14 protein-coding genes and 1 CRISPR repeat array are annotated in these 17285 nt (G+C 34.5%); of the genes, 8 read left to right on the top strand and 6 right to left on the bottom strand.

Annotation, left to right across the window (positions count from 1 at the left end):
* The first annotated feature begins 163 nt into the window (after positions 1-163).
* The 3 genes from CP355_RS07430 to CP355_RS07440 all read left to right on the top strand — a co-directional run bounded on the left by CP355_RS07430 (position 164) and on the right by CP355_RS07440 (position 4124).
* A complete protein-coding gene (locus CP355_RS07430) occupies positions 164-772 on the top strand; it encodes a hypothetical protein (protein WP_233187004.1) in 609 nt (202 codons plus the stop codon).
* A gap of 173 nt (positions 773-945) precedes the next feature.
* Positions 946-2544: an ABC transporter ATP-binding protein gene (locus tag CP355_RS07435; RefSeq protein ID WP_180707106.1), complete on the top strand. Its 1599-nt coding sequence runs from the start codon at positions 946-948 to the stop codon at positions 2542-2544.
* Positions 2541-4124 carry an ABC transporter ATP-binding protein gene (locus tag CP355_RS07440; RefSeq protein WP_098044251.1) on the top strand — a complete coding sequence of 528 codons (1584 nt, stop codon included), beginning with the start codon at positions 2541-2543 and terminating at the stop codon, positions 4122-4124. The genes CP355_RS07435 and CP355_RS07440 overlap by 4 nt, the downstream gene beginning before the upstream one ends.
* A 43-nt stretch (positions 4125-4167) precedes the next feature.
* Here CP355_RS07440 and CP355_RS07445 read toward each other — a convergent pair whose 3' ends face one another.
* Together CP355_RS07445 and CP355_RS07450 are read right to left on the bottom strand one after the other, a co-directional pair.
* Entirely contained in the window at positions 4168-4887 is a 720-nt protein-coding gene (locus tag CP355_RS07445) for a hypothetical protein (RefSeq protein ID WP_057726910.1), read from the bottom strand.
* Positions 4888-5275: 388 nt separating this feature from the next.
* A complete protein-coding gene (locus tag CP355_RS07450) occupies positions 5276-5515 on the bottom strand; it encodes an RpiB/LacA/LacB family sugar-phosphate isomerase (RefSeq protein ID WP_005719224.1) in 240 nt (79 codons plus the stop codon).
* Between the two features lie 75 nt (positions 5516-5590).
* Between CP355_RS07450 and CP355_RS07455 the strand changes: the two genes are divergently transcribed.
* Positions 5591-6058, top strand: a complete 468-nt coding sequence (locus tag CP355_RS07455; protein WP_013086461.1) for a hypothetical protein — start codon at positions 5591-5593, stop codon at positions 6056-6058.
* A 103-nt stretch (positions 6059-6161) separates the two neighbouring features.
* Here the strand turns inward: CP355_RS07455 and CP355_RS07460 are convergent, their stop codons facing one another.
* Positions 6162-8477: a phospholipase D family protein gene (locus tag CP355_RS07460; RefSeq protein WP_089146780.1), complete on the bottom strand. Its 2316-nt coding sequence runs from the start codon at positions 8475-8477 to the stop codon at positions 6162-6164.
* A gap of 172 nt (positions 8478-8649) precedes the next feature.
* On the opposite strand from CP355_RS07460, the gene CP355_RS07465 reads away from it, so the two are divergent.
* Positions 8650-9210, top strand: a complete 561-nt coding sequence (locus CP355_RS07465; RefSeq protein ID WP_098044252.1) for a histidine phosphatase family protein — start codon at positions 8650-8652, stop codon at positions 9208-9210.
* Between the two features lie 90 nt (positions 9211-9300).
* Here the strand turns inward: CP355_RS07465 and CP355_RS07470 are convergent, their stop codons facing one another.
* Together CP355_RS07470 and thrC are read right to left on the bottom strand one after the other, a co-directional pair.
* The gene (locus CP355_RS07470) at positions 9301-10668 is read right to left on the bottom strand and encodes an aspartate kinase (protein ID WP_054833014.1); all 1368 of its coding nucleotides are present in this window, start codon (positions 10666-10668) and stop codon (positions 9301-9303) included.
* A gap of 19 nt (positions 10669-10687) precedes the next feature.
* Entirely contained in the window at positions 10688-12178 is a 1491-nt protein-coding gene (gene thrC / locus CP355_RS07475; RefSeq protein WP_061204764.1) for a threonine synthase, read from the bottom strand.
* 111 nt (positions 12179-12289) lie between these two features.
* Between thrC and CP355_RS07480 the strand changes: the two genes are divergently transcribed.
* A complete protein-coding gene (locus CP355_RS07480) occupies positions 12290-13525 on the top strand; it encodes a homoserine dehydrogenase (protein ID WP_013086456.1) in 1236 nt (411 codons plus the stop codon).
* Between the two features lie 16 nt (positions 13526-13541).
* Positions 13542-14405, top strand: a complete 864-nt coding sequence (thrB, locus tag CP355_RS07485; protein ID WP_013086455.1) for a homoserine kinase — start codon at positions 13542-13544, stop codon at positions 14403-14405.
* Positions 14406-14431: 26 nt separating this feature from the next.
* Here the strand turns inward: thrB and CP355_RS07490 are convergent, their stop codons facing one another.
* Entirely contained in the window at positions 14432-15079 is a 648-nt protein-coding gene (locus CP355_RS07490; RefSeq protein ID WP_089143274.1) for a temperature-sensitive replication protein, read from the bottom strand.
* 173 nt (positions 15080-15252) lie between these two features.
* Here CP355_RS07490 and CP355_RS07495 point away from each other — a divergent pair, with 173 nt between their 5' ends.
* A complete protein-coding gene (locus tag CP355_RS07495; protein WP_061204761.1) occupies positions 15253-16131 on the top strand; it encodes a YitT family protein in 879 nt (292 codons plus the stop codon).
* 218 nt (positions 16132-16349) lie between these two features.
* Positions 16350-16925: a CRISPR direct-repeat array (repeat unit 28 nt; unit sequence GTATTCTCCACGAGTGTGGAGGTGATCC).
* The last annotated feature ends 360 nt before the right edge of the window (positions 16926-17285 follow it).

Below are 17285 nucleotides of genomic sequence, written 5' to 3' on the forward strand. Positions count from 1 at the left end.
GAAATTAAGGTTAGACTAATGGTTTAAAGGCTACCGCAAAAACATTGACACTTACAAGCGGGTTAAGACAATTACTAAGCGTAAGATTTTAGCTAAAGTTATAAAGAATGATAAGATTGATAAATCTATTCAAAAGAAATTAGAAGATAAGATTGCTTCAATTGTGAAGACCAACTTTATTAAGCCAGTTAACAAGCGGGGAAGTTTTTCGGTTGAAGATGGTGAAAAAGTTATAGCTGAACTTAGTCCTTTTTATCAAAATATCAAGATTGATCAAAAGTATCGCAAGAATGCTGAAAAAGCGGCTGAAAATAAGGAAACAGAAACTAAAGAAAAGCCTGAGCAACATTCTAAGGATCAGAATGAAAGTCGTGAAGGTCAATCTAAGGACTTTGAGCGTAAGAATAATCAGAAGAATAGCAATAATCGAAATAATAATCAAACGCAAAATCAACGTAAGCGACAAAATAAGCATCCTTTTGAGATCAGAAGAGAAAATAATAACCGCTCACGTAATAATCAGTCTAACCGCCGCTATAATAATCGAAATAATTATGATAGTCGGAATAATTATGAATTTGATGAAGCTAGCGGTTTGCGTGAACGCTACAATACAGTAATCAGAAATTACAATCAACTGGAGCAAAGATATAATGCTTTGCAAGATAAATATAATCAGGCTTTAGATGATAAAGCTAGATTGATCGAAGAAATGGGCAAGAAGAACGAAGACTTACGTCGTGTATTGATCGACGTTTTGCGAAAAATGTAGTTTTTGGTAAAGAAAGAGACTAGTAGTCAATTTGAATTGATTACTAGTCTTATTTTATGTTTATGAAATATGATTTAGCTTAAAAATTAAAAAAATATGTGTAAAAAATTATTTTTGTGTAGTAATATTAAAGTACGATAAATATTTTTATTAATGATTAATGGAGGAGAAGTATGAGTTTAAAAGAGCTATTTAAAAGCAATGTGTTTCGAGCCTGCATTATTATCTTATTGTATGTTTTATACGCATTATTTGGGAGTTTTAGTGAATATTTATTTAAATATGCTCTGAATTCAATTACTGCTGGTAATTTTAATACATATGTTTATTGGCAAATAATGCAGTTTGTTTTAGCATTATTCACTTCGTTGCTTTTACCAATTACTACCGTTGTTTTCACTAGGCAGACGCAAAACTATCTGCATAAAATTCGGCAAGAAATCATGCATCATTACTATGATGAAAAAAGTGATGAAAAAGTCTCTAGTATGCAGAACCGATTAACAGCCAATTTAAAAATCTTATCAGATGATTATGCTACACCTTGGATTACTATTTTAAGTGGGATTTTAGAGATTGTGATTGCTATTGTTTTACTAGCAAGCATGAACTGGATTCTAATTTTGGTTACTGCCATTTTAGCTGTGATTACACTTTTTGCTCCTAAAATTATGGAGAAGAAAACATCAGCTGCCACAGATAAAGTAAATAAAAAGAATGAAAAGCTGTTAAATACAATTGCTCATTGGCTTGGTGGATTGCAGGAACTACGTCGTTATAGTGCATACAGTCGTTTGGTTAAGCAAATTCATCGATCAAGTAGTGATTATGTGGACGCAAGTAAGGGTAGTGCAAAATTAAGAAGTGTAAGTTATTTGATTAATGCTTTTAGCAATTCAATTGCACAAATTGGTATGAGCTTTATTGCTGGAATCATGTTTTTGCTTAATATGATTTCATTCGGTGATTTTGCAGTTGCTAGTGGTTTTGCATTTACGATTTTTTCAGCAATTTGGAATATTACTCAGTCGTTAACGCAAGTTAAGTCAACTAAGGCTTTACGCGAACAGATTACCGATTTAAGAAAGCAAGTTCCTGATGAAAATAAAGATAAAGTATCAGCCTACGGTCTTAAAGTTTCAGGCTTGTCTGTAAAATACGATCAGGGGGAAACAATTTTTTATCCTGATTTTACAATAAAAAAAGGGCAGAAAGTTTTGCTTACTGGCGATTCAGGAACAGGAAAATCAACCTTGTTTAATGTTTTGTTAGGTAAGCTAAAACCTGAATCTGGTACGGTGACCTATCTAGATGAAAATGAAACTATCATTCCTGAAGGAAAAGCTAGAATTGGCAATATGCCGCAAAATCCAGTAGTTTTTCCCGCAACGATCAAAGAGAACATTACAATGTTTAACGAAAATTTGCAGGATAAGCTTCAAGATGTTGTTCAAGCAGTTCAACTCCAATCCGACTTAGCCAAAATGCCAGATGGTGTTAATACAACAATTGATCTAAAAAGTGAAAATTTGTCTGGTGGACAACGGCAAAAAGTTGTTTTAGCGCGAACGGAAATACACGAGCAATCGTTTGTTTTAATGGATGAAGTAACTAGTGCGATCGATCAAAAAGCTACCGAAAAAATCATTGATGAATTGCTCAAAACAGATCAAACTATTTTGATGATTGCTCACAACTTTACGCCAGAATTAAAAGCAAAATTTGATCAAGAAATTAAATTAAAAAGTAAGAAAGGGGATAAAGTAAGATGAATTTGAAAGCTTTTATTAAAACCAATCCAGTTCGTTTCTGGTTAACTGCAATTGGTTGGATTATTATTCCTGCTTTATCAATTACCAATACTTACGTTGTACAAGAAGAGACGAATATCCTTTTAAGTCGTAATTGGACTAAGTTTATTTTAATCGATGTTCTTGCTTTTCTGATTATGTTAGTTGACTATGGTGTGAGTGCTTTAGTTGATTATCAGCAGCAGGCTCAGGTACAAGACTTAAATAATCAAGTTAGAGATAAAATTGTTAAGCGATATTATTATGACGGGAAAAAGCATACTGTTGCACAGATGCAAAATCGTTTGACTAATGATTTACAAATGCTTAACAATAACTACTTTATTAATGTCTTCTTATTGATTTATGGTGTGTCAACGATCGTTTTTGTTTTAATTTATCTTATTTTATTGAGTTGGCAATTATTGTTGGCTATTTGTTTGATGGTAGCTATTTCTCTTTTGCTGCCAAAGTTAACAGAAAAGCCGTTACAAAAAGCAACAGAATTAATTTCTGACAGCAATCAAAAATATTTAGATACATTAAATGATTGGTTATCTGGTCTGGATCAACTTCAACAATTTTTAGCTGGAGCTAAACTATTTTCCGTAATAGAAAAAACATCAAAAAAATTAGAAGATGCTAATGTTAAGCAAACGGCTTATATTAAACTGCTTAATGCTGTAAATGGAATTGTTTCCGCGGCTTTTGGTTTAGCATTGTTTGTGCTTGCTGGTTGGTTGGTTAAAAATCATCAAATTCCAATTGGTGCCTTATTGGTAGTCGGTAATTTTCGGTATTACTTAAATGGAGGAATTGATACACTTACTAACGGGTTAGGAGCAATGAAAGGTAGTAAAAAATTACTTGCCGAAGTTGATAAATCTGCTAGTGATATTCCGATGCAAGCTGAAAAAGATGTAGTTATGCCTAATGTAATTAAAACAAAAGATCTAGTTTTAAAGTTCCCTAATGGAGAAAAATTGACTTATCCTGATCTGGAGATTAAGCAAGGCGAAAAGATTTTATTAACTGGCGATTCTGGTGCAGGTAAGTCTACTTTGTTTAAACTAATTTTAGGTGAACTTAAGCCTAGTGCAGGTAAAGTTGTTTATGAGGATAAGGCTGGTAAGAAAATTAATCCTGATTTGAGTAAGATAGGCTATTTACCGCAAGATCCAGTAGTTTTTCCAGCATCGATTGAAGAAAATATTACGATGTTTAATGAAAAACTGAATGGAAAAGTTAAACAAGTAATAAATGAAGTGAACTTTGCTGATGATATCGCTAAGTTTACTGAAGGACTAGATGAAAAGATTAATCTTGATAAGCTGAATATTTCCGGAGGTCAAAGACAAAAAATTGTATTGGCTAGAGCAAAAGTTCACAATAGTGATATTATCTTGATTGATGAGGGAACTAGTGCAATTGATCAGAAAGCTACAATGTTGATTTTGAAGAATTTATTGAAAAGCAAAACGACGATTGTTTTTATTGCCCATAACTTTAATGAAGGAATGCATCAGTTGTTTGATCGAGAGATTCATTTAGTAAAAGAATAGTTGAAGAAAGACACTGCATTTTTAGGGATGCAGTGTCTTTACTTTAGTTTGGAAAGATATAGGTATTGAAACTGTTATTCTTATTTATTTTAAAATAGCTTAGTAATTGATAAGCCATCCAGTCAGTATCGTCTGCTTCAAAAAATATTGAAGGATAATTTTGAAACATTTTAACTAGAATAGTTTCAATAAAATTATTAGAACTAAACCTATCCCAAGAACAGATGTATGCAATCTCGTTGTTTTCAGTGAATACAAGATTATCTATTTCTCCGAGTTCATTAGTACTATAATATCCAGTTTTTGTTGGAACTTCTTGGATAAACGTGTCAATATTAGCAGTTAATGGTGACACAGATTGATGAACTTGTTTGTAATATTTATAAAGTAATTGGCAACATGTTCTGTAATCGGGACTTTCTGTATTGAAAAAATGAAGAGATAATTTGTTATTGATCTCAATTTTTAAATCTTTTTTGTTGACGGTAAGCGTATAACAGTGTCGTTTGCAGATAAAACCATTTCTTAATAAAAAATCTACGATTGGATTTTCATTTGAATCAATCATGACTTGCAATGCTTGGTGCTCTGCTTGAACTATTTTTGAAAATGGAATATTTACAGAGTAATCACTTAGATTGAATTTTAGATAAATATATTTGTTATGAAAAAGATTGTGATAAGTAGAAATAGTGCCTAGATGCTTATCGTTATCAGTTACTTTGTAGATTTTAGGAGATATTTTTTCAATTTTTGTAGTCATTTTTTATCCTTTTGATAATTGAAATTAATTTTTGATCGGTTCCGTTTTTAATTATGAAGTTATAAATCGGTTCATAATTGAGCACAGGGAAAATAAGATCAGGATCAATTTTAGGTATAATGTCAATCATTAATTTCTTACTAATTACGTTGAGATTTTTAACTTCTTGAGCATTTCTTATCTTTCTTTTTGCTTGTGAAGGAGGATAACCTTGTCCCCAAGGCTGTTCAAAAAGATTTTTTATAGTCTGCTCAAAATTGATTTCACCACTCCAACCCCAATTAAGTCCTAGTGGAAAGGAGACAACATTGCCGTTATTGATATGACCAAAAAGAAAAGCATCTTGTGGAGTGGGGATATAACCACATTGAATATTAGGAAAAGTATTTCATGCAAGCATCATTCCTTGTCCAGAAGTACATCCTGTCACAATGAAGTCAGTCGCCTTGCTATTAATTAATAATGCAACAGCTAGGGAAACTTGCACGTAAGATAGACTAGCCGAACTATCTTGATAAATACCAAAATTGAATACTTGATCATTGGATCCTACAGATTCTTTGATATACTTCTCTAATATGAAATTTTTACTTTTTTGCGATGTAGCTTGAATAATACCTATTTTCACAAATTTTACCTCAAAGGTTTATTTTGAAAAAGCTTTATAATATTGCGTAGGAAAATAAATAAGAAGGTGAGCACAATGAAAGACAGAATTATTGGTGGAACTCCTATTAAATTAAGTCACGTCTTAATTGGCATGATTGTAGTGATTTTTCTTTCACTGTTTTTAGCAGAATTTGGTTATCAACCTTGGTGGCTATTTCTTATTGTACTAATTTTAGGCGTATTTTTAACTTTACCTACCTGTTTTAGTTCATATTGGCAAATTGATAGTAAGAATATCACATCTATCACTTATGATAGCAACGATGCACTAAAATTGCTCCAGTTACTTGGTTTGCGTAAAAAAGATAAGCAAATCATTAATTTGTCAGAGATAAAGAATGCTTCTGTTGTTTATCTTAAAAATTTGCGTCTCAGTCCTATTGATTTTGATCTCGATTATCTAGATTTAATCTTAGATCTAAATAAAGGAACGAAGGTTACCTTATCACTTGGAAGTATTGAATATCACAAACTAGATTCTATTCTAACTTTGACGAAATAATTTCAGTAAAAGAATATCAATCTAAATCTCAACATTATTATCCATATAGCAAATAAGACTTCAAGTCATGATAGGTTAGAAGCCTTATTTTGAATGATACAATCTAATTTCTATGGAAGAGATTACCAAACCAACTATGGTTCTTTTTAGCCTCTTCTTTTCGTCGTTGTTCACGATCTTCTAACATTGCCTTAGCCAGCATATCAACTGTTTGAGTTAATTGTGCTTGATTGTCTCGTTGTTGCTTATCTCTAAATGAACTACTATTTTGATACTTATTCATTAACGTATCATCATCAAGCCATTTATCAAAGTTTTCCACGTCAAGGATAAAGCCAGTACTAGTTTGTTGTGATGCAATGTGATATTTTCTAGGCAAATATTTAAAGTAGCGATCAAGCATAGTAGAGCCACTGTTTTTCGCCGTTTGATCGGAGATTTTATTGAAAAGCTCTTTATTGATTTGAGCTTTTAGCCGGTCATCTTGTTTAATAAATAAGATATCGCTACCAATTTTTGCTTGATTGATTAACATTCCCCAGTCATTCCGACCAACGAATAGGGAATAATCGTAATTTTCTTCAAAATACTTGCTGACTTGGTTATACATATCAAATTTATCAAGTGCAGTTTTTAAAACATGCTTGATTGGATATAAGAAGTCTTTTTCAATCTTCTGTGCGTCTTCAACACTAACGTTAGTAAAGAATTTTGCTAATTCAACTTGACAATATTTAAAAAGATCATCATTTGCACGGCTAAATAAGCTAGTTAATGCTGCATTACGTTGATCACTTTCACCTGAAAAAGTAGATTCAAAGCTTAAGTACCATAAACGACGCATAATTTCAGGCTTTAGTGAAAATTGTGATTTAATAGAGCTTTCTTGTCTATTCATCGTGAAAATGAATGCTGGTGAGGGATGAGTTAAATTACGGTTGTTAGTAACTTCCTTGATGAATCTTTCAAAGTAAGTACGCGTTGTAAGTTCAGGACTGACATCATCAATCATTAATGGACTTACAGGACCATTTGTATATACATAGTCACTTAGCGTGTTGGTAATTGTCATATTGATATTACTCTTGCCAAAGGCATAATTCTTTGGATCCATCATTCCACTATCTAAGAAATTATGAGCACCAATTAATTTAGCGGCTAGTCTTTTCCCTAGGGTGGACTTACCAGTTCGACCTTGTCCGATTAGTGCTGTAGCAATAGGCACGTCCTCTCTAGATACGTTGCTTCCAGATAATTCATATAAATTGCGGATTTTCCAAAGCCATGGTGATTCATACAGAAACAACATAAAGTCACAAGCTTGCCAGCCTTCACCAACTTCTTTGTAAGTATTATATTCATGAGTGATATCACAGAAAAGCTGAAGTGCATTTTTTAATTGCTCTTCAGTTAAATCAGAAGTAATAACTTCAGAAGGGATGTTATCACCAATTTTAGAGGCTTGGAATAATTGACCATTATTGTAAAACTGAACAGGAACAGGGAAGAGATCTTCTTCTTTTTCAATTTGTGTTGTATCTGCTTTTGCCTTTTTGTCTTGACGAATAATGTGCTGAGTTAAGCTATATAAATCTTGCCCGATTGTATCTAGCTTACGTCTTTTATTGCCACCTTCACCAAATAAAGTAACTGTTTGTGAAGCAACAAGCTTTTCATTTTCAGATAATTTCTTTAATTCATCATCTTTGCTGTAATGGTCACGATACTTTTTGATCTCTTCAGCTGGAAGAATGATGATGTCTTTACCAGTTGAATTAGGACTATTTTTAATTTCTAGAGAAGAATCCTGCATCACATGAATGCGTAGCTCTTCTTTATCTTTGTCTTTTAAATAACCAGATAATTTTTTAGCATCAATGTATGTTGCAGCTTGATCAAGGTTATCCTGAAACATTTGTTGGTAGCAATTGAACAATGGATCAGAAGTATTGCCGTAGTCCCAAACTAATTGCTCCATATTTTTATTAACAGCCGCATCGGTAAGATTCATTGAACCCGAAAAGACGGAGTACTTGCTTTGATTTCTCATTAAATAAAGCTTAGTGTGAATCAAATTCTGTTTGGTGAAGAAAAGTTGTAAACTACCATCTAAAATGCGTTTAGTGAAGGTACTATCTTGGTGCTCGTAACTATATTCAATCAAATCACGACGCTTATTTAAAATTTGGTCAATTCTTTTGCCAATTGAATTTGATCCATTATCAGTTAGTCCAAGAATTAGTGTGATCTGGTCAAAACGTGGTAGAAGATTTTTCTCAATAAATTTAATGTTGGAAACAAAGGAAATACCTTTAAACTCAGAGAATTTATTTGATTCTCTTTGAAAATCAACTAATTGCCAAAAATCGGCATTGGAAATTAATTTTTGATCAGTATGATTGAGTATTTCTAATCCCATATGAAATCCTTTCGTGAGTATACAAATATTTGCTTTTAGTGTATCGTGAAAAATTGAATTAGAGCAAGGAAAAATTAATTTATCATTGAATTTATAAATTGGATTAAGTAAAATTTGATTCAAATAACGGTAGTAAAAAAATATATAATATGTTATTGCTTGGGAGACAATTATGACAACAGTATATTTTGTAAGACATGCTCAACCTGATTTATCAGTTCATGATGATTTAACACGTCCTTTGACAGAAAAGGGGTTGCAAGATAGAAAAAAAGTAACTGATTACTTTAGAGATAAACACATCGACCAAGCTTTTTCTAGTCCATTCAAGCGTGCAATTGATACAATTCAACCAGTTATAGACGAGAAGAAACTAACATTATCATCTATTTCTGACTTTAGAGAAAGAAAAATTGGTGATGAGTGGATTTCTAATTTTCATGAATATTGTGAAAGACAATGGGAAGATTTTGATTATAAGCTAAGAAATGGCGAATCTTTAAAAGAGACGCAGGAGAGAAATGTTGCAGCTTTGAAGCTAGTTTTGTCCAAATATCAAGATCAAACTATGATTATTGGTGGACATGGTACAGCAATTGGATCAGTAATTAATTACTATGATCCAAACTTTAAATATGAAGCCTTTGCTATGATCCAGCCAAAGAATCCATTTATTGTGAAAATGAGCTTTGATGGAGAAAAATATTTGGAGTATAAAGTAGTTACTTTTTAGTAAAAAGATAATCTCATAAAGTAAGAATGGTAAATCAAGGTACTAATAACCAGATTTACCATTTTTTTATTTGTTATATTATAGCTTATGTTAAATTTTATCCTGAGCAATGAAATTATCATAAATGGTTTTGATAACTACTTCTTCATCTTGCCGTCTGGTACCAATCATAATTGAGATTTGGGATGCACCCTGGTTAATCATTTGAATGGAGATGTTCTTTTTACCAAGAGGGTAAAGCAGGCTAGCACATAAAGTCAGCTTGTCCTTCATCCCTTCACCAACGACCATTGTAATAGCATAATCATCAATCCACTGCATTTGATCTGGATTTAGACTAGTTTGAATTTCATTACAGATAACATCAATTAATTGATCAGTTAAGACATCTTTTTTGAAAATAATGGTAATATCATCAATTCCAGATGGCATATGTTCATATGAAACGTGATGTTTTTGCAAAATTTCCATTAACTTCAAGGTGAAACCAGCACCTTTATTTAACATATATTTTCTTAAATAAAGGGCCGCGAAGTTTTTGCCTCCGGCAATACCTGTGATTGTGTGTTTAGGTATAAAGCCGTCCTCTGGTACGATCATTGTCCCAGGTTTTTCTGGAGCATTAGTATTTTTAACATTGACAGGAATTTCGCCTTGAATAGCAGGAATTAAGGCTTCATCGTGAAAGACGGAAAATCCCGCATAAGATAGTTCCCGCATTTCTTGATAAGTCATTCTTTTAATTGGCTTGGGCTGATCAACGATATGGGGATTGGCTGAAAAAATAGCATCGACATCGGTGAAGTTTTCATAAAGATCAGCGTTTAACCCCCTAGCTAGAATAGCACCGGTAATGTCAGAACCACCGCGAGAGAAAGTAGCAATATGTCCTGATGGTGTAATGCCATAGAAGCCAGGAAAAATGATCTTTTCATCTTTTGCAGCCTTAATTCTTTTTAAGTTCACATAAGTTTCAGGATTGACTTCAGCATTATTAGAAGTGCCAGTGACAATTAAACCTACATCTTTTGGCTCTAAAAATCGTGCTTTAATTCCTTGATGATTTAAAATTTTAGCAATCAAAATTGCATTAAGACGTTCTCCGTGTGCTTTAAAGGTTGCCATGCGGTAGTCATTATTAGGGTAACTTAGCTTCGGCAATGTAAGTAGAAGCTGCTTAATATCCTCTAATTCTGCTTCAGGCAGCTCAAAATATTGGGCAATTAATTCATAACGCTTAAAAATACGGGTAGCGATGTCTTGATAATTATTACTCCTCAAGCTCATATATGCGTAAGTGATCATTAGATCGGTTACTTTAATATCATCCTCAGTTCTTTTGCCCGGTGCTGAGACTACAACGACTTGTCTTTCGGGATCGGCATTAATAATACTTAGGGCCTTATCTACGCTATTACCTGAGGCTAGGGAAGAACCTCCAAATTTAACAACTTTCATATCTATTTTTCCTTAACTATTATTTCAAATCTAAAATTGAACTGATTTCTTTTTCCATATCATTTGGTTCAATAATTTTTTCGGTCTTGGGTTCACGATCAAAAAGGGCACGCACACCGATTGATAATTGACCGCCTAATTCATCATGCAATTCTTTAATTGCACCGACGCCAGTTTGCATACTAGGACCACCAGTGATGGCTTCATACACCGTTTCTGGGAACTTATATGGACTGGCCGTTGAAACAATGACCATTGGGGTTTGATCGCCGGTCTTCTTTTGATATTGATTTGCTACAAAAGAGCCAACAGCAGTATGTGGATCAATTACATAGCGGTCATAATTGTAGACCCGTTTGATTTCTGATTTAACCTCTTCTTCTGTTGCAAAACCAGCTGCAAAATTTTTTTGTAATTTAGTGAAAACTTCACCGCTAACTTGATAATGACCGCGTTGAGTCAATTGATTCATTAAACTAGCGACTTCATAGTTATTTTCGTCATAAAGGTCAAATAAAAGTCGTTCCAAATTGCTGGAAACTAGGATATCCATTGCTGGTGCATTGGTTAAATGGAACTTACGTCGCTTATCGTAGACACCATTATTAAAGAAATCAGTCAATACATTGTTTTCATTAGATGCACAAATCAACTTTTTAATAGGCAAACCTAATTTCTTAGCATAATATCCAGCTAGGATGTCACCAAAGTTACCTGTTGGCACAGCAAAGTTAACTTCGTCTCCTAGTTTAATTTCTTGTCTGCGTACTAATTGTCCATAGGTGTAGAGGTAGTAAGAAATTTGCGGAACCAGACGACCAATATTCATCGAATTAGCTGAAGAAAATTGATAGCCATTAGCATTAAGTCGGTTTTTGAAAGAATCATCGTTGAAGATTTTTTTAACTTCAGTTTGAGCATCGTCAAAGTTACCTTTGATTGCAATTGCACGCAAATTGTTGCCGCGTTGGCTGAGCATTTGCTTAAGTTGAACAGGACTAACGCCACCTTCAGGATAAAAGACTATGACATCGGTACCCTTTTGATTAGCAAAGCCACGCATTGATGCCGTACCAGTATCGCCAGAAGTAGCGGTTAAAATAATAATATCTTTAGCAATCTTTTCAATTTGAACAGCTCTGGTCATTAATTGTGGCAACATTTGCAAAGCTATATCTTTGAAGGCAAGGGTAGGACCGTGAAAAAGCTCCATGTAAAAACGGTTATCGTGCTTTTCGATTGGAACAATGCTGCGATCATCCCATTGTTCACTATAAGCGCTTTGAACTGCAGTGGTGATTTGCTCCTTAGTAAAGTCATCAAAGAATAAGCTAATAACCATGGCAGCGATTTGCTTGTAGGAAAGTTTGGATAAATCTTCTAACTTAAAATTAGCTTGAGGAAATGCAACAGGCACGTAAAGCCCACCGTCTTGAGCCAAGCCTTGAATAATTGCTTGAGGTGCAGTTAAAGTGTTTTCTTTTGAACCTCTAGTACTACGATATTGCATAAACAATCTTCCTATCTTATGAAATATTAATATTATAACTATTGTACCTTGATTAGCAGCTATGATACAATCATAAAAATAAGAAAATCATTAAAAAGAGGATAAGATCAAATGGCCATCAAAATTGCATTGCTTGGATTAGGAACAGTTGGTTCAGGTGTTTTAAAAATAATTAAAAATAATAAAAAGAAGATTAGACAAACAAGTGGTGAAGAAATCATCATTGAAAAAGCTCTAGTACGTAATCCAGAAAAACATCGTAATTTAGCTAACGAAGTGATGCTAACTACAGATTTCGATTCGATTTTGCAAGATCCCGAAATTAAAATTGTAGTTGAATTAATAGGTGGGCTTCATCCTGCTAAGGAATATATTACTGCAGCAATCAATGCTGGAAAAAATGTAGTTACGGCCAATAAAGACTTAATGGCAACTTTTGGTTCGGAATTGATTAATTTAGCTGCAAGTAAAAAGTGTGATTTAATGTATGATGCTAGCGTTGCAGGCGGGATCCCTATTTTGCGGACCTTGGCTACCTCTTATTCCAGTGACATTATTTCCGAAATTCAAGGAATTATTAATGGTACGACGAATTATATTTTGTCACAAATGGGGGAAAAGGGACTAAGTTACGAGGAAGCGCTGAAAAATGCTCAAGAGCTGGGCTTTGCGGAGGCTGATCCCACTAACGATGTTACAGGTAAGGATGCAGCATACAAGATTGTAATTTTAAGCAAGTTTGCTTTTGGTACCAAGATTAGTATTGATGATTTTACTATTCAAGGGATTAATAATCTAAAGGATTTTGACATTAAACAGGCTCAGAAGTTAGGCTATGTCATTAAGCTGATTGGGATTGCCAAAAATATTAATGGTAAATTATTTGTAGAAGTTGCTCCATGTTTGTTGCCAGAAAATGCGATTATGGCGCATATTAAAAATGAACTAAATGCTTTACAAATTAAGAGCCAAAGCCTAGGAACAGCAGTATTCACAGGCCCTGGTGCGGGTAGCTCTGCAACGGCTAATTCAGTCATGAGTGATGTGATTACTGAAATAAAAAACGTAGTGAAAAAGACCACCGGTCAGCCATTTAGTAATTTCTCCCATGTTATGCAATTAACAAGTTCGGAGGATGTGAAGTATTCCTATTATTTATCTTTCGAAGCAGAAGAGACCTTGTTTGATTTGAGTAAATTACTCTCTGATTTGGAAATTCCGGTTCGTGAGATTAAACAAGTACAATCAAGAATTGTAGTTGTAACCGAAAATATTAGTCGACAACAGCTCCAAGATTTAGCAATTCAAGATCAATATTTAAAGGCTAGCTATAAGATTTTACAGTAAAGGAAGGGAGAAAAAAATGATTATTAAAGCACCAGCTTCAACGGCAAATTTGGGCCCTGGCTTTGATTCACTTGGCATGGCGGTTTCACTTTATTTGGAAGTAGAAGTTTTAAGCGTAGCTGATCGCTTTCAGGTGGATCATGTGATGAAAGGAATTCCACATGATGAAAAAAACTTAATTGTTAAGACTGCACTAACAGTTTATCCAGGTTTACAACCGCTTCATTTACGCGTCAAAAGCAATATTCCGTTGGCTCATGGTTTAGGCAGCAGTTCAAGTGCTATTGCTGCCGGAATTGAATTGGCTAATCAAATTGGTAAGCTGGGACTATCAGATGAAGAAAAGGTTCAATTAGGAGCTAAAATCGAGGGACATCCTGATAATATTGCACCGACTATTTTGGGCGGCTTGGTTGTTGGGGCTGAAGTTAACCATCATTTTGATGCAGTTGAAGCACCACTTCCTCCATATGCGTTGGTGGCTTATGTACCCGATTATAATTTGGAAACTAAGACAGCTAGAGCAGTTTTGCCTAAAGAATTAGCTTTTGGCGTAGCTACGCATGGCTCAGCAGTTGCTAATACTTTAATTGCTAGTTTGTTTGCTCAAGACTACCCTAAAGCAGGAGAATTAATGGAACAAGATGTATTCCATGAAGTTTACCGAGAAAAACTAGTGCCAGAACTTGTAAAAGTGCGGGAGGTAGCTCATTCAAAACATGCCTTGGCAACTTATTTGAGCGGCGCAGGTTCAACTATTATGACGTGGATTGAAGATAAACATGTAGCTGGATTTTTGTCGGGCTTACGTAAACATGATTTAAAAGATGAGACATTGATCTTACATCCTGATGAACAAGGTGTCCAAGTTATCCAATAAAAAAGACTGACCAAACGGTCAGTTTTTTAGTCATCAAAGGTTGCGGCAAAACTATCACCATCAACTAGCATTCTTTTAGCATTGACAGCATACCAATAAGGAATAACCTCAGTGCCATTTTCTTGCTCGAATTCGCAGTCGGCCATTTTTAAAATTTGATCTAAATTTTTAGCACTGACGTTAGGGTAGAGCTTCAGCAAAGCTTCTTGAGTAATGCCACTTTGCGTAAAGCCACTAGCGGGATAGTTGGCAGAAAAAATATCAGAAAAATCATCTAAGTCATATCTAGGCTTAAATTCTTCATCAAAGTATTTGATTTCGATGTTTTCAATTTCCATAAAGGCACCAAGCTGTTTTGCCATGTAAGGGAACTTATTAGCTAGTTGTTCAACAGTAAACCCATTATTTGCTTTAGCTTGTGCATTGGGATGCAGTTTAAGCCAAGCTTCACGTATATTATGACTATCTTTTCTTTCAGTAAGAAGGTCTTTGACTTTTTGAATAGCTGCATTGTGTCTGTTCAAGGCTTTTTGCCAGTCTAGTCGATTAGGATATAGTTGTCTATAGCGTACAGACAAAGGATGGTTGATTGCGTTGTAGATAAAATTCAGCTTGTCAGTGGTATAAGAGGTTAGCTCATCGTCACGCCACATTAATTCATAGTAAGAACTCATGGAAAGACACCTTTCTATCTGGTTAGACTAATTAATAATTTAACTGAATAGTATCATTTTTGGCTCCATTTAACAAAAGTGATAAAAATGTCTATTTAGATTGGTCAGAAGCAAAACTTTTGTTAAAATTAATGTGTTTATTATTAGTATTCGCTCAAAGGACTTGACAAACTATGGATCAACTTGATAAGTTCAATCGACGCTACAATTTTCTTTCAAAATTGTCAGCTGCCTTCTTTTATTCAATTGCGGTTGCAGTTGCCCTGAACTTTTTTTGGACGCCGGGACATATGTACTCGTCAGGAATCACGGGTTTTGCGCAATTAATTAATACTGTAAGTGAAAGATATCTACCGTTTACATTATCAACATCAATGATGTACTTTCTTTTGAACTTTCCTTTATTTATATTGGCTTGGTTCAAGATAGGACATAAATTTACTTTCTTCACCATCGTTGCTGTTGTTCTAGGTTCTATCATGATGCACGCTATTCAACTTTGGCAGATGCACCTGGATCCACTGGTTTGTGCGATTTTTGGTGCTTCGATCAACGGTGTTGGAACTGGGATGGCATTAAAGAACGGTATTTCAACTGGTGGACTGGACATTATTGGTATTGTAATTAGGCAAAAAACGGGCATTAGTTACGGAAAATTTAATATTTTTATTAATTTGATTATTATCGCTGCTGCGGGATACATGTTTGGTTGGACACGTGCTCTTTATTCCGCTTTAACTATTTTTATTAATGGGCGAGTAATCGATGCGGTTTACACCCAACACCAGAAGATGCAAGTAATGATTGTTACTCAGCACCCACAGCATATTATCGATGGAATTCAGAATCGAATGCATCGTGGAATCACTATTTTGCACGATGCTGAAGGTGCATATAGTCATATTGAAAAGACAGTTTTGATTACCATTATTGATCGATATGATATGTATGATATTCGCCAAATCGTGCAAGGAGCAGATCCGTATGCTTTCATGAGTGTTAGTGAAGTTGAAAAAGTATATGGTCGCTTCAAGGAGCAAGAAATCGTTTAATGGATAGCCCTTAAACCTTGATATATAAGGATTTATAAATGAAATTTGAATCCTAGGGGCACTTTGGGAGCAAAACTATTCAAAAAGAAGCAGAAATGCTTCTTTTTTATTTGGAGTGGCTTTTTGTAATTCTGGCTTTATTATTGGTCTTTGTTAAAAGTGATTAAAAATGATATTATTTCGATTGAGGGATGTTGATATATCGTGGATCATTTAGTGTATTCTCCACGAGTGTGGAGGTGATCCTAGTTTTCATAATTAACCCGTCAAGATGAACTGGTATTCTCCACGAGTGTGGAGGTGATCCTCATCAATTACTAAATCACTTATATCATAACTAGTATTCTCCACGAGTGTGGAGGTGATCCCTTGCATCAAGTCTTTATCATCAATCTTGTACCGTATTCTCCACGAGTGTGGAGGTGATCCCTTGTTGTGGCACTGGCTTTTTAAGCTCATTTGGTATTCTCCACGAGTGTGGAGGTGATCCTGCTGTCATAGATCAAGGCATTACTAATGTGGCGTATTCTCCACGAGTGTGGAGGTGATCCCTATACTAGATTGGTAAGAAGCAACGTCAACGCGTATTCTCCACGAGTGTGGAGGTGATCCCAATTTCTTCCTTCGACATGTCCTTAAGAGCATGTATTCTCCACACATGTGGAGGTGATCCTGACAGCTCTGCTGTAGTGATCGAATCAGACAAGTATTCTCCACACATGTGGAGGTGATCCTCCGACGGGGTACCCCGCGGCTGTCCATCATCGTATTCTCCACACATGTGGAGGCTAAATAGCTGCTCTGAAAAATATGTTCTATAGAGTGACTGTTTTTGTATATTATTTAAAAATATTGTTGATGGTGCACGGAGATTGCGTTCACTTATATAGTGAAAAGATGCTAAGAAATCTAAAATAGAATCGAGATGAATTGGTAATCTGGTAATCGTAAGAAGGACTTAGCTACTAATCGTTGTATTCAATTTTGATAACAAATTAGTTAAAGAGCAAAAAATGTGAAGAATTATAAATTCGTAAATTGCAATAATAAATTGAACACTTAAGCTGCTTGATAGATATGATCCAATTCTCTTTCAAAGATTTCATCTGGTGTATGATATGCCAATATTTTTCTTGGTAGCGAATTGCACCAGG

Source organism: Lactobacillus sp. UMNPBX4, from assembly GCF_002554115.1.
In the GTDB taxonomy this organism is placed as follows: Bacteria; Bacillota; Bacilli; order Lactobacillales; family Lactobacillaceae; genus Lactobacillus; species Lactobacillus gallinarum.